Annotated in this window: 10 protein-coding genes and 3 pseudogenes; all 13 read left to right on the forward strand. The window is 64.0% G+C overall.

Translation table 11 applies throughout. The features are described from left to right. Positions 1–16: 16 nt before the first annotated feature. A pseudogene (gene lspA, locus SKC41_RS29125) lies at positions 17–470 on the forward strand (signal peptidase II); the annotation flags it as partial. 14 nt (positions 471–484) lie between these two features. After that, positions 485–1,083, forward strand: a pseudogene (locus tag SKC41_RS29130) (cadmium resistance transporter). Positions 1,084–1,147: 64 nt separating this feature from the next. Continuing rightward, positions 1,148–1,327, forward strand: a pseudogene (locus SKC41_RS29135) (TlpA family protein disulfide reductase); the annotation flags it as partial. Between the two features lie 482 nt (positions 1,328–1,809). Then, positions 1,810–2,376, forward strand: coding sequence for a hypothetical protein (locus SKC41_RS29140; protein WP_330981168.1), 567 nt, complete (start codon positions 1,810–1,812; stop codon positions 2,374–2,376). 1,290 nt (positions 2,377–3,666) lie between these two features. Then, the gene (locus tag SKC41_RS29145) at positions 3,667–3,912 is read left to right on the forward strand and encodes a hypothetical protein (RefSeq protein WP_330981169.1); all 246 of its coding nucleotides are present in this window, start codon (positions 3,667–3,669) and stop codon (positions 3,910–3,912) included. 1,538 nt (positions 3,913–5,450) lie between these two features. Continuing rightward, a complete protein-coding gene (locus SKC41_RS29150) occupies positions 5,451–6,353 on the forward strand; it encodes a hypothetical protein (protein WP_330981170.1) in 903 nt (300 codons plus the stop codon). Beyond that, the gene (locus SKC41_RS29155; protein ID WP_330981171.1) at positions 6,353–6,601 is read left to right on the forward strand and encodes a hypothetical protein; all 249 of its coding nucleotides are present in this window, start codon (positions 6,353–6,355) and stop codon (positions 6,599–6,601) included. Before SKC41_RS29150 ends, SKC41_RS29155 begins: the two co-directional genes overlap by 1 nt. Next, positions 6,601–6,918 carry a hypothetical protein gene (locus SKC41_RS29160; protein ID WP_330981172.1) on the forward strand — a complete coding sequence of 106 codons (318 nt, stop codon included), beginning with the start codon at positions 6,601–6,603 and terminating at the stop codon, positions 6,916–6,918. Before SKC41_RS29155 ends, SKC41_RS29160 begins: the two co-directional genes overlap by 1 nt. Positions 6,919–7,029: 111 nt before the next feature. Then, a complete protein-coding gene (gene eccCa, locus SKC41_RS29165) occupies positions 7,030–11,280 on the forward strand; it encodes a type VII secretion protein EccCa (RefSeq protein WP_330981173.1) in 4,251 nt (1,416 codons plus the stop codon). 150 nt (positions 11,281–11,430) lie between these two features. Then, entirely contained in the window at positions 11,431–11,736 is a 306-nt protein-coding gene (locus SKC41_RS29170; protein ID WP_330981174.1) for a PE domain-containing protein, read from the forward strand. A gap of 27 nt (positions 11,737–11,763) precedes the next feature. Continuing rightward, the gene (locus tag SKC41_RS29175; protein WP_330981175.1) at positions 11,764–12,960 is read left to right on the forward strand and encodes a PPE domain-containing protein; all 1,197 of its coding nucleotides are present in this window, start codon (positions 11,764–11,766) and stop codon (positions 12,958–12,960) included. 86 nt (positions 12,961–13,046) lie between these two features. Next, positions 13,047–13,370, forward strand: a complete 324-nt coding sequence (locus tag SKC41_RS29180; protein WP_330981176.1) for a type VII secretion target — start codon at positions 13,047–13,049, stop codon at positions 13,368–13,370. A 48-nt stretch (positions 13,371–13,418) separates the two neighbouring features. Next, the gene (locus SKC41_RS29185) at positions 13,419–13,721 is read left to right on the forward strand and encodes a WXG100 family type VII secretion target (protein ID WP_330981177.1); all 303 of its coding nucleotides are present in this window, start codon (positions 13,419–13,421) and stop codon (positions 13,719–13,721) included. Positions 13,722–13,769: the final 48 nt, after the last annotated feature.

Below are 13,769 nucleotides of genomic sequence, written 5' to 3' on the forward strand. Positions count from 1 at the left end.
TGGGCAGCCGACGGTGATGCGGGCGCGGATCACCCTGGCCGCCACGGCGGTCCTGGTCGCGGGACTGGACCTGGCCGTCAAGATGTGGGCCGGCCGCGCGCTGAACGACGGCAGCACAACTGATCTCGGGCCGCTAGAACTGCGGCTGACGTTCAACCCTGGTGTGGCATTCAGCCTCGGCGACACCCTGCCCCACGGTCCTGCTCGGCGTCACCGGCGTGATCGTGGCCGCACTTGCGGTGTTCGCCTTCCGCTTCACTCGCACCGCTGCGCTGCCCTTCGTGCTGGCACTGGCCGCACTACTGGGTGGCGCTGCGGCCAATGTGATCGACCGCGCCGCTGATGGGCTGGTCACCGACTACCTGCACACGGGCTGGTTTCCCACCTTCAATCTCGCTGACGTCTTCGTCGTCACAGGCGCAGCCGTACTCGCTCTGGCTAGCTGGCGGGCAAGTGCCCCCGCAGACACCGGGACGGGTGCACGATCGCGTCGTCCGTGCTGCCAGCGATCGGGCTGTTCACCGTCACCAACATCGACGACATCATCGTGCTCTCACTGTTTTTCGCCCGCGGCGCAGGACAACCCGGGACAACGACCCGGATCACCGCAGGCCAGTACCTGGGATTCGCGGGCATCCTGGGCGCGGCGGTGCTCGTCACGGTGGGTGCGGGAGCGTTTCTTCCTCCAGAAGTCATCCCGTACTTCGGACTCATACCGCTCATGCTGGGGCTGTGGGAGGCATGGGAAGCCTGGCGTGACAACGACGGCGATGACGATGCTGCGAAGGTGGCAGGCAAGAACGTCCGCGTCTGGACCGTCGCTGCAGTCACCTTCGCCAACGGCGGGGACAACATCGGCGTCTACGTCCTTGTGTTCCTGTGTTCCTCAGCGTGGGACCCGCAGCCGTGGTGGCTTACTGCATCGTCTTCCTCGCGCTCGTCGCGGTCCTCGTCGTCGCCGCCAGATTCGTCGCCACCCGCCGGCCGATCGCCGAAGTCCTCGAACGCTGGGAACACATCCTGTTCCCGATCGTCCTGATTGCCCTGGGCATCGTCATCCTGGTCAGCGGCCTCGCCGACTAAGGGTCAGGAAGCCCCTCTCGCGCACCGGTTCACCGCCGAAAGCGTTGCCGCCCAAAGGAGATCTATGCGTAGCGTCACGCGATCTGTCGCCGTCATGGCAACCCTTGCCATCGCTGCAGCACAGGTCACCGGCTGCACCACTGGCGAGGATGCCGTGGCCCAAGGCGGCACTTTCGACTTCGTTTCCCCCGGCGGCAAGACCGCGATCTTCTACGACCCTGCTTCGGCACGGGGCACGATCGGCGCAACCGCTCTTGTAGGTTCGCACGGCGAATTTCGCACACAAAAACAGGGAGTGCAAGCAACACGCCGTACCGGCGTAGCGCCGAGATTTCTATTGCTAGACACGTTCATAGAGTACATGTACTTCACGATAAATATGCAGATAAACACGCATATTTAGCTCTCTGTAATCTAGTTAACTACAGATAAGCGGTTCACACTGCTATGTGTGCGAGACGTGTTGGCGCGCAACACAAAGTTGAAAGGGCTCGGCTTGAAGTGGGAGTTCGCCGAGCTCTTTCCGCCACACCGTGGTGGGGCGTCTTCAACCCTACCGCCCCGGAAATGCCAGCCATGCACAATCTTTCGCCCACCAAAAGCGAATCACCGTCAGCGACATCCGAACTGGCGTGGACCAGCGCAGCCGATTCGAGGACGACGAACGCCAACGATCGAGGAAATATCGCGTCAGCCGTGGTGCCCAGGAGGCTTTACCCTGGAACCGTGAATTGGCCAACCCCGCCGGCACCACCTCAGCGAAACAAGGCAGTAGCCATCGCAATCGGGACATCATTGGTGGCCACGGTTATCGCGATTGCCGCCCTCATCGTCGGCATCATCGACCTAACTCGGCCGACGACCTCAGCTTCGCCAACCACAGAAACGTCAGTCTCCACTCCGGCCCGTCAACCCAACCCAAGCGACATTGCTGCCGCGAACCGCGCATTGTGTGGTGCGATCGCGCCGATGACGACGGAGAGTGATCGGATCTCAAAGGCCTACTCAAGCTTGGGCCCGGCAGGCAGCCCAACATATAGCGCGGGCGTATCGACGTTCATGGGCGACACCAGAAACTGGGTGGGAAGGATTCAACCGGTCATCGATGGACACTCGAATGTCGATCCCTACTTACTTCGCTCGCTGCAGCGCTTTGTCGATGACCGCAGATATCTCATCGCTGATCTTGAGGAAGGCGAGCCACAGCCGTACGACCAAACTGACTGGAATGACAGCTTATCGGCGTACAACGGTCCGTTGGTTACATGCTGGAACGTCGTTGTCAACTGGTAGCAAAAGCGATGGCTCCTCGGAAATGCCAGTCGTGCACAATCTTTCACCCACCAAAAGCGAATCACCGTCAGCGCCAGCTGAGCTGGCGTGGACCGGTGCAGCCGATTCGAGGACACCGAGCGCCAACGATCGACCAGATTTCGCGTCAGTCGTGGTGCCCTGCAGGCTTTACGCTGGAACGGTGAATTGGCCAACGCCGCCGGCGCCACCGCGGCGAAATCAGGCAGTAGCCATCGCAATCGGCACGGCGTTGGTGGCGCTGGTTGTCGCGATTGCCGCGCTCATCGTCGGCATCATCGACCTAACCCGGCCGACGACCTCAGCGCCGCCAGCCACAGGAACTTCTTCGTCGCCAGCCCCCCACGCTGCGCCGGCGAATAGCAGCGGGGCCGATCGAGCCCTCTGCACAGAGATCGCACCACTGATGTCCGAAAGCAATCGAACGGCGCAAGCATATTCGAGGCTAGGCGCGGCGAATACCCCCGAGTGGAATACGAGTGCGCGAACATTCATCAGCGACACGCGGGATTGGGTACGGCGAATCCAACCGGTGATAGATAGCCATCAGGACGCGGACCCCTATTTTCGACGGTCGCTTCAACGATTCGTCGACGACCGTAGGTATCTGATTGCTGACCTTGAGGCTGGCCCCTGGCAGCCATACGACCAGACAAACTGGAACGACAGCCTGTCGGCGCTGGGCGGTCCACTGAGCATTTGCTGGGATTTAGGTGTCAAGTGGTAGTTGAAAGCGAGGGCTGCCAGGGCACGCGAAGGGTCTCGACCGCGACTTAACTCATTAAGCCGACCAGCGAGCGTACCTTTCGTGATGAGTTTTCCGTGGCTAGTCCCGCTTGCGGGCCTTAAGCTGGATTAATGTCGACGACGCATCATGGGGGGCCCGGCACACAGGTAGGGCCGCGCTCGGACCCGTTTCTGCCGGGTGCTCCTCCTCCTGCCCCTCTACCCACTCCGCCAGGGGCGAACTGGCCATACTCGCAACCGCTACCTCCGCGACGAAGCAAGACGCTGGCCATTGCTGTCGGCGCAGCAATCGTGATCTCTACCGCGGCGCTCGTGGTGGGCATCATCGGCCTGATACGGCCCACAACGTCAGCCGCGCCAGCTGCCGGAACATCGTCGCCGCCCGCACGGTCGGCTCCTGTCGACATGGCCGCCGCGAATCGGGCGCTCTGCAGTGCGATCGCGCCTCTGATGGGCGAGAGCGATCGAATGGGAAAGGCTTTCACCAGTTTAGGGCCGCCAGACTCAGCAACGTCGGCTGCAGGGGTGCCGAAGTTTGTTAGCGATACCAAGGATTGGGTGGGGCGCATTCAGCCGATCATCGACAGTCACCCCGACGTCGACCCGTACTTCCAGCGGACGCTCCAACGCTTCGTCGACGACGAGAAGTCGTTGGCAATCGACCTTGCTGCCGGTCCGTGGCAGCCGTATGACCAGACCATATGGAACGACGCGTTAGGCGCAGAAAACGGGCCTATGAGCACCTGCTGGGCTCTGGGAGTCAAATGGTAGGGATGAGCGCGCCGGCGGGTATGCCACACCGGCGATACTCGGCGGTGATCCTTGGCGGATCCTGGCCGCACACAGACCCGCAAAGCTGCCAGTCGTGTTCTGAGGCGCAGCATGGCGAAGGCGTTAAGAATCTCGATTTAGCGGACGTAGTGCGTGGGGCCTCTGATCGGGTTGCTACGGAACTTTCGGGCCATGTGGCGGATGGGTTTGTCCAGGCCTGCGGCCGCATTGCCGCTATGTACGTTGGACATGCCGACCGTTGGTTCGCGTTCTCCCGGGTTTCCGAGGAGGTTGGGCGGCTCGGCTACGGTCTGCGCGAAGATCTCGACCAGATCGATCTACAGGCGCACCAGGAGATTGCGCGCCTAGAGGAGCAAGCCCGGCTCGGCATGGGAATGATGGCGCTGTCCGAGATTGGCCTGGTCATCGCTAAGGCGCGTGCGGAGGCGATGGCCAAGTCTGCGACAGCGACCGCCGCCGTGGAAAAACTGGCCCCACAGCTCAACCCGGGCGGCGGTCAAGGGTCCACGCCAGCAGGAGGCCCGCCGGGAAACGGCGACGACCCCGTCGATCCAAAGCTACGTGAAATGCAGGAGGCCGGTAGTGGCCCCGGCGGCGGACGCGGCATAGGCAACATGCCAAAAGGACCAGTACTTGGAAACCCGCCGCCAGAGAACCCGCCGCCTTCCCCATCCCCAAAGCCAGGCAACGCTCACAATGCTGCCCCGCCCGGGCAACAACCTGGCGATCCAGGCGGACAGATAAACCCTGCTGACAATCCGACGGGGAAAAACGGCACTCCGGACTCTTCTCCCAATCCCAAGCCGGGTAATCAACATGGGGGCTGGGATAACAACAACATGCCCCTGCCGCCCTTGCCGTTTAGTGGTGGCAGTGGGGGCGGTCTCCCGTCGCCGTCGAGTGGCGGCGGTATGGGTGGCGGAATCCCTGGTGGCGGTGGTTTTAAGTTGCCGGAGTCTCCGGGCGGTCTGGGTGGTCTGGGCGGTGGTGGTTTGCCGCAGGGTTTGACGCCTACGGGTTTGTCTTCGGGAGCTGGGGGGATGGCTTCGCCGGCCGCCTCTCCGACGGATTTCTCTCGTGGGTTGGGCGCGGGTTTGGGTGCTGGTCCCGCGCCGTTGGCTCCTCCGGTGACGCAGCCGTCTCCGATGTCGACGAGTGCGGCTCCGGCAGGTGCGTATTCGCCGGGGCCGGCGCCGGTCGCTGCTTCTGGGGGTGCGCCGGCGGTGTCGTCACCGGTGGCTACGCCCGCCCCGGCGGGTGGCGGTGGTGTGCCTGCGGGCCCGGTCGGGCCGTTGCCCCCGTTCGGGTCAGATGTCCCTCGTGCAGCGGCGGCCGCTTCGGCTGGGGCGGCGGTAAGCCCCGCGTCGGGTGCGCCGCTGGCTCCATCGTCTCCGGGTGGGGGCTCGTCAGGGTCAGCGTCGGTGGCGCCGCTTCCTCCGGGTGTGGTTGGTTCCGGCGTGGGAGCCAGCGCGGGGGCTGCGACTGAGGGAGTGCGCTCGTCGCGGCCGGATCCTTTGTTGGAGTCGGCGTCACAGCTGGTTTATCAGTTGCTGCATGCTTCCCAGAAGAGCAAGTACTTGTTTATGGACTGGTGTGTGGGGGTGTTTCGCACGCAGTCTGGTGTTGAGACCGTTGTCGTGAATAGTGATGGCGCGGGCTACATTCCGGCTGGGGTGTTTGTGCCGCGTTCGGCGCGGATGCTGTTCGCGGATTCAAGTTTGAGTCCGGCATTTCGGGAGCGGTGGTTTAGCTGGGCGAACCCGGCCGAGACGATGCTGGCTTATGCCGAGCTCGCGACGAGGAACAGTCCGGGTGTGGAGTTGTGGGCGTTGGCGGTGTCGACAAGTTATGGCGGCTCGTCGGTGCCTGCGCGGGCCGTGAGTGTCCCGCACTTTGAGGATTGCCCGGTGGAGCTGTCCCCGATTAAGGAGACGGACCCACCGATGCCGCTTGACGAGAGTCATATGCATCGGTTGGAAGTGGTGGATCGTGCTTTGTATGCGCGGCTGCTGGGTTTCGGTGATGGTCCTTTGCCTGATCCTTCCGAGGCGTGGCGGATGACGCAGGAGGCGGCCGAGGCCGCGCTGGGGCGCGCGGGTGCGGTGCGTGATCTGGCGGTGGCGCCGGTGATTCGGGAGGTATTGGGGACGTTGCGCAGCGGTGTGCCGGTGAAGCAGCAGCGTTGGACCGCGCTGGAAGGTGCCTATTTCGAGGCGGTCGGGATGGGTACGAGCCTGCGCCCGGGATTGATCAACCGGGATGGCGCCTCACCGCATGTCCTGGCGTATTTTGATTTGTCGAGGTTGATCGAGATTTTGCTGCTGTGGAGCCTCGATAATGAGACGGGTGGGCGGGGTATTAAGTATCCCGAGATCGCGTATCTGACGCGCCAGATTTTGGGTCATGGGGAGGGCAGCTGATGGAAGGCCCGATTTTTAGCGCCTTGGTCGATATCGCCGCGCTGACCGGCAGGGCGGCGGTGAGTATGCCGGTGATCCCGCCGCTGAAGGCGGGGCCGATGCTCGATGATGTGTGCGCCGAGTTGTCGCAGCAGATGGAAAGTCGGAGTCGGGAGATGGCGGCGGAGTTAGCACGGACCGCTGCGCAGCTTGAGGCGATGATCTTCGAGGGGAAGATCGGCTTTGCCGAGGAGATGGGGGAGAGCTGATGCCAGCTCAGGTAATTAAGGTGACGCCGCCGACGCTGCTCGAGGCTGCCGCTACGGTCGCGGCGACGTCGGCAAGAACCGCACCGACGCCGGGCGCGGTGCCGACGCCGGTGCCGGGGTCTCCGTTCGACGCTGCCTGGGCGGGCTTGGGGGCCACGATGGGCGCTGAGGCTGCGACGATGACGGCCGAGGCTGCCGGCGAGGGTCCGGCGCTTCAGGATATTTCGCAGGCGGCGGTGAGCACACTGCAGGCCGAGGATGATCGCAACGCGACTCAGCTTCAAGCGGTCGGACAGTCGGCCGTCATTACGGTCTGAAAACCGCAGCGGGCCAGCACTGTTCGGCAGCACGTCATGAACCCGCTGCACGATGTCTGGGGTAGCCGATTTAGCGCGGATTTGGGTGCAGACACGGGTTAGGGTGATGAGGTGACCACTCACAAATTTGAGCGCCCGGGCGATCCTGTCCGTCCCCCGAAAACTGGTGGCGGCAAGATCAAGTTAGAGCCGCCTATTGTGGCGCCGGTCCCGCCGCCGCGAAGCATTTGGGGCATCGTGTTGCCGGTCGTGCTGTTGGTTGGGATCGTCGGCTTGATCGTGGTGATGTACGCCTCGGGTGCTCGCCAATTAGCCGGTGGTTTCGGGCTTTTCGGTGGGATGGCGGCTTTTAGCGCGATCGGCATGGTGGTGCGTAACCGGGGGGCGTCCCGGAAAATGTCGTGGGGCGAGCTGACGGCGCGGCGGCGCAAGTGGTTCTCGCAGCAAGACGACACGCGCGACATTGTGGATGTTCAGCGCCGAGCGCAGTGGGAGCATCGCTGCCATTTCCATTGGGCGCCAGAGGATTTGATTGCGGTAGCAGGCTCGGTGCGGATGTGGGATCGCGAGCCGGGCGCGGACATGTTTTCGGTGGTGCGCGTCGGTGTCGGCAAGGTGAAGCTGGCGATGATGCTGGAAAAGCCGGAGATCGCACAGGCTGCTGACCTTGAGCCGGCAACGGGGCATGCGTTGCGCAAGTTCTTGAACGCCCAAGAGTACGTCGATGGTGTGCCCAAAGCGGTGTGGTTGCAACGTTTTCCCGGCGTCGGGATCGTAGGCAACCTCGAACAGGGGCGCGCATTGGTGCGTGCGATGTTATGCCAGCTGGCCGCCTTTCACAGCCCCGGTGATCTGGAAATCATCGTGGTGAGTTCTGCACCGACGCAATGGGATTGGGCGAAATGGCTTCCTCACATGCAGCATGCCAGCGTGCGCGATGGCTGCGGTGAGCGTCGGATGCTGTTTTCCTCACCGGCTGAGTTGGAGGCGTTCTTCGATGAGGACCCCGACAGCTCGCGGGAGTCGTGGTCGGCGCCGTCTAGTGGCATGTCGGCTGGCGTTGGGGCGCAACCACTTCGGGTCATTGTCGATGATCACTGCGCGACCCCGGAGGACTGGGCGGGACTGACCGGCGCGCTCGGATATGCCAGCACCTGCTTTATCCGATTGGCAGAGCGTGTCCCACCGCGCCCGGGCGGCACGCTGGGCGGCGGCGCCAAGCAGTGGGTGGGATTTTCGCCGGAGACGACCTACCGCATCGACGGGGGAGTGCTGCGCAAGCAGGTGCTGCTCAGCGAGCAACAGCAGCATGCGGCGACGATGTATGGGACGTCGGACACGAAGTCCGACGAGCTCGAGGAAGCGTTCTACGCGACCGCCGATCAGATGAGCGTTGACGGCGCAGAGCGTTTCGCTCGCGCCCTGGCCCGGTATCGCGCTAAGGGCTCGGCGAGTGTGGCCCTCGTCGACGAGGCTGAGCAGCGAGATGTCTTGGATGTGTTGGGGATTCGTGACCCCCGCCACCTCGACACCGACCGGTTGTGGGCAGCGACCCGGGCGCAGGGGCCGGGCTGGATGCGTTTCCCGATCGGGCTCTACACCGACACCGGTGAAACCGTGTGGCTGGATCTGCGGGAGGGCGCGCAGGGCGGCATGGGGATGCACGGGTTGTTCATCGGCACCACCGGCGCCGGGAAGTCCGAGGGTTTGATCACCGAGATCTCCGCGGCATGTTTGACGCACTCCCCGGAGGTCCTCAACATCGTGTTCACCGACTTCAAGCTGCGCTCGGCGGCCGGGGCGATTAGCCGGTTCCCGCATGTGGTGGCCGCGGTGAGCAACCTGTATGAGGAACGGCATTTGTTGGGGCGTCTTTATGACACTCTCGACGGTGAGCTGGATCGCCGGGGTGAAATGTTGGCCGCTCTTGACGATTGCCCGGATGTGACCAGCTATAACCGGCGTCGTCTGGTTGATCCGACTTTGCCTCCGATCCCGGTGCTGTGGGTGATTACCGACGAATACAACGAGGTGTTCGCCGACCCGATCTGGGGGCCGAAGTTCCGCAAGCTGTATTTGCGGATTGCCCGGGTGGGCCGCTCGTTGCATGTGTTTTTGAAGTTGGTGGGCCAGACCAAGGACACCCAGAATCTGCGCGACATCACCAAGTTGCTCGGCTACAACATTGCGGCGCGCACCGGCACGGAGGAGGAATCCAAAGCCGGGATCGGCGATGCCCGGGCCGCTCATATCGCGCCTCGGGGCGAGGAAGGCACCGCCTATCTGCGGGTGGCGTTGCGGGAGGCGCGCAAGTTTCGCTACTTCTTCACCTCGGCTGATTTCGTTCCTCCCGAGGAGGGCGCGGAGGCCGCGCCGGCGCCGCGCCGGGCGGCCACGGAGTTCATTCCGCGGGTGTTCACGGTCGACGAAAGCGAGGATGTTGACGGCCGTCTGGCGCCCGAGCCTGAGCTCGTTGATCAGGCGAGCGCCGCGCCGGCGGCACCGCGGACTCCAGAGCAGGAGCCGGTCAAGATGGTGACGGCGATCGCCGAGTCGTTGCAGGCCGGTCCGGAGCGGCCGCCGCGCCCCATCTGGCTGCCGGTACTGGGGGATCCCACACCGGCCGATGAGTTGGTGGCCCGCTGGCGGGGACGGCCGTGGCATGTGGACTATGGCAACAACCCGGGACTGTTCATGCCGGTAGCGCTGGCCGACTATCCGCGCGGGGCCCGCCAGGAGCCGTACTGCATGGATTTGCTTCGCGACAACGCCCTCGTTGTGGGCGCGCCGACTCGGGGGGCGACTACTGCGGTGATGACGATGGTGACGTCCACGGCGCTGCTGTATCGCCCGGAGCGGGTGCAGTTTTACTGCATCGCGGCCAGCGGCCCTCAGCTGGCACGGGTTTCGGATCTTCCGCATGTGGCGGCGGTGGTGGCGGGCACCGACAGCGAGGGTGTCACTCGGATCATCGCGACCGTGGAAGCGATCGTCAACGAGCGCGATAGGGCGTTCACGACACAGCGCCTTGACATGGACCAGGTGCGCGTTGCGAAATTCGGCGCCGACCAATATGCCGGTGCCACACCGGTTACCGATGTCCAAGCGGCACGGTCGGTCGACGGTGGCGACGTCGTGTTGATTATCGATGGGTGGAAGAACTTCACCGAAACCTATACGAATCTGGCGCCGCGGGTCGCGGCGCTGATGCGGGCGCGGAACTACGGGGTGCGGGTGGTCTACACCCACACCAGCACCCTGTCGGGGATTTCCACGGGCATTAAGACCGAGACCGGGGTGACGCTGGAGCTCAAGCTGGTCCAAGAGCACGACACCACCGTCAAACGTGACCGGGCCGATCCGGAACGCAACCCGGCGCGCGAGGTCCCCGACAAGCCGGGCCGTGGGCTGACCCCCGATGGGCACCACATGATGGTGGGCTGGCCGGCTTTGGCTCATCCACCCACTGAGTCCGGCGAGCCGGACACGGCAGCGCGCCAGCTCGAGGCAGACGAGTTGAGCGCGGTGGTGCGCCGTGTGGCCGGGGTCGCGAAAGCTGCTGCGGTGGCGCGGCTGCCGGAGAAGGTTCTCCTCGACGATGTGTTCGCCGGGATCACTGAGCCGCTTCCGGCTCGGGTGGTGCCGTTTGGTCTTGCTGAGTCGAATCTGCCTGGCGCGCCGCTGGTTCCGGCGACCATTGACTTTTTCGATCACCCTCACGCGGTGGCGACGGGGCTTGCCGAGTGTGGTCTGAGCACGTGGCTGCGCGCGATGATGCTCGGCATCATGCGTTCGTATCGCCCGGAGGACGCGACCATCATTTTGTTGGAGCACCGCCGCGCCAATATCGGTGTGGTACCGCCTACGCAATGGTTGTCGGCCTACGCGCAGAATCCCAACCAGATCGCCGAAATCGTCAAGGAATTGGCGGCGCTGTTGGAAAAGCGTCGGCCGCCGCCGGGCGCCACGCCTGAGGATTTGGCCACGAAGCGATTCTGGGAGGGCCGCGAATTGTTTGTGATCATCGACGGGATCACCGCGTGGCCGGGTGCCAGCAGTCCATTGATGCCGCTGGCCCAATATGTTGCGGAAGCCGAGGATTTAGGGCTACACATTGTGGCTACCGCCGACATCGCGCAATTCAGCTATCACGCGCAATCAGGGCAGGGCGTGTTGGGCAAGATGATGAACATGACGCCACCAGTGGTGGTGATGAATGGGTTGCGCCAGCACGGGGTGATCGTTCCTGGGGTGTATGCCGAGCCGCAGCGCGAGGGCAAGGGTCGGCTGGCTCGTCGCACGGCCATCGACAATGTGCTGGTGGGGTGGTCTGAGCCGCCGTTTGTGGGCAAACGCCGTTAACCGGCGGATAGTGCGACGAAAAAGTGGGTATAGGTGTACGACCGTTCACACGCGGGTGTCGCGTGTGAACGGTAAGATTTAGCGTCAGACGTTGTCCGCGGGGCCATAAACTGGACACCACAGTCGGGATGTATTTGGGGAGGCTGAATTATGACGAATCCACTATTGATCGCGGCTCCGGTGCTCGCCGGCGCTTCAGCTGCCGAAGAGGGCGGTGCAGCGACGATGGGCGGCACGATGGCCGGTGCTGCCGGCCCGGTGACGGCAGTTCTGCCACCGGGAGGCGAGGACGCGTCAGCGGCCGCGGCCGCCGGTTTCGCTGCGCACGGTGCCGCCACCGACGCGATGCTCACACAGCTGACCCTGGTGCGGTCACTGTTCGCGCAGACCATCGCCAGCAGCGGCGTGGCTTACACCGCGATGGACGCGGCGAACGAGGCGACGCTAGTCATCTAGCCAGGCGCCGGGGGAGGCAAAGACGCGATGAGCGCGTTTGGGGACGCCGGTGCTGTCCCGCCGGACATGAATCACACCCTGATGATCGCCGGGGATCTCGGGGCGAGCTTGGTGGGGGCGGCGGCGGGCTACGAATCAGTAGCCGACATGCTGATCGCTGAGCTGACGGCGATGGGGTTGACCACCTCGACCACCGCCATGGTGGGGTGGCAAGGCCCGGCCGGGGAAATGATGCAGATGTCTGCCGCCGAGTTCATGGAGGTCTGTGCGGCAGCGTCGGCGTGGATTCGTATCGGTCAGATTCAAGCTGCTGAGGTGGCCGCGGCCCACACCGCGGCGGTCGAGCAGATGATTCCCGCCCCGGTGGTCTGGACCAACCGCGCCACCCAAGTCGGCTTAGTCGCCACGAATGCGTTCGGGCAGAACACACCCGCCATTAATGTCCTCGACGCACAGTATGTTGACTTTTGGGTGACCAACGCGACCAGCCGCACCCAATACGGCGCGGTGGTGTCGACGGCGCTGGGCGCGATTTCTGCACCGTTTCCGCTGTCGCCAACGGCCTCGAATCCGCTGGGCCCCGCGCTGGGTGTTGCCCAGGATGTAGGACAAACCGGAGGGCAAAGCGCGTTTCAGGCCGCCTCCAAAACGATGACCACCGCGGCCGACGGGCAGTCGCAACCGACGTCGATCATGTCGTCGATGGCGGGTCAGGCCGGTGGCCTGTTTGGCCAGGTGGGTTCGGCCTTCGGACAGGTCACGTCGGCGGGCCAGCAGCTGCCGTCGATGCTGGGGCAAGCGCCTCAGCTGTTTTCCGGGATGTTAGGCCCACTGTCGTCGATGAATGGTCTGAACAGTGCCGCCGCGGGCGGGCTGGGCCCCGAAACCGCCGCTGCGGGAGCGTCGATGGGGGGAATGGGCGCCGCCGGCGGAGGCGGGGGTGGACTGCTGACCGGGTCGTCAGCGTTATCGAGCAGCTTTGTGCGCCCTGCCAGCAGCTTTAGCACCCCGACCGCGCCCACCTTGCCGGGCGGTTGGCAGGGTTCCTCGACGACGGCGGGCGAGTCGTCGCCGCGCCCGGCCGGTGTGGGCGGCGGCGGCCTTTACGGCGCCCCGGGGGCGGCGGGCCGCGAGACTGCCAGCGGGGAGCAGCAGCGCCCGGGCCGCACCATGCAGGTCACTGAGCGGCCCGGATCGAGTAGGGGGGAGCGGCAACGAGCCTGAGAAAAAAGCGTCTGGGACCCCCTCAACGGGCTTCTAGACTCAGAATCACCACCGACGGCACACCATTTGTTGCAAGGAGAATTTAGATGTCACAACCCATTCACGTTGATCAAAGTTCAGTGGTCAGCCTGGCCGGACAGATGGACGAATTGTCCCATCGCGCGCAAGACGTTTTGTCTCGCTATTCGGACCTGGTGCAGCATGGCAATTCCGCGCAGTACCTGCGGGGTAGCGCCGGGTCGACCAACCTGGTGACCGCTGAAGAAATCCACGAGGCCCAGAACAAGATCCAGTCGCGATTCCAGTCGGTCAACGAACTGCTGCGCAGCGGTGCCTCGCAGTACCACAACACCGACTCCGAGGCCCAAGGGCACATCGCGTCGGTGGCGGGCCACCTACGTTTCACCTGATCCCTGCCAGCACAGCATTTTTCGCTACGACGAGCAAAGGAATTCACGATGTCAGAAGGACCAATGATCTACCACCCGGCCGGCCTGGCCGATATGACGGCCGGCATGCACAGCTTCGCTCAGGAGCTGGATTCGATTGGGCAAGAAGCACATAACTTGCTCGCGTCCTCACGCGACTTCTTCTCGGGGCCGCACGGTGCTGAGGCCTACGCGCAAGCGCAGCAGTTGATCAACGAGGGCATTCAGGACGGCAAGGATGTCATCTTCCGGCACGGGGACACCATCGACGGAGCCTCGCAGGCCTTCCAGGCCGCCGACAGCACCGTTGGCCAAAGCTTTCAGTCGATCTAGGTCAGGGTTTAGCCGTCAGAACCCGTATAGAGGGGGGCCAGCTGCGGC

Origin of the sequence: Mycobacterium sp. 050128 (assembly GCF_036409155.1) — a bacterium.
Taxonomy (GTDB): Bacteria; Actinomycetota; Actinomycetes; order Mycobacteriales; family Mycobacteriaceae; genus Mycobacterium.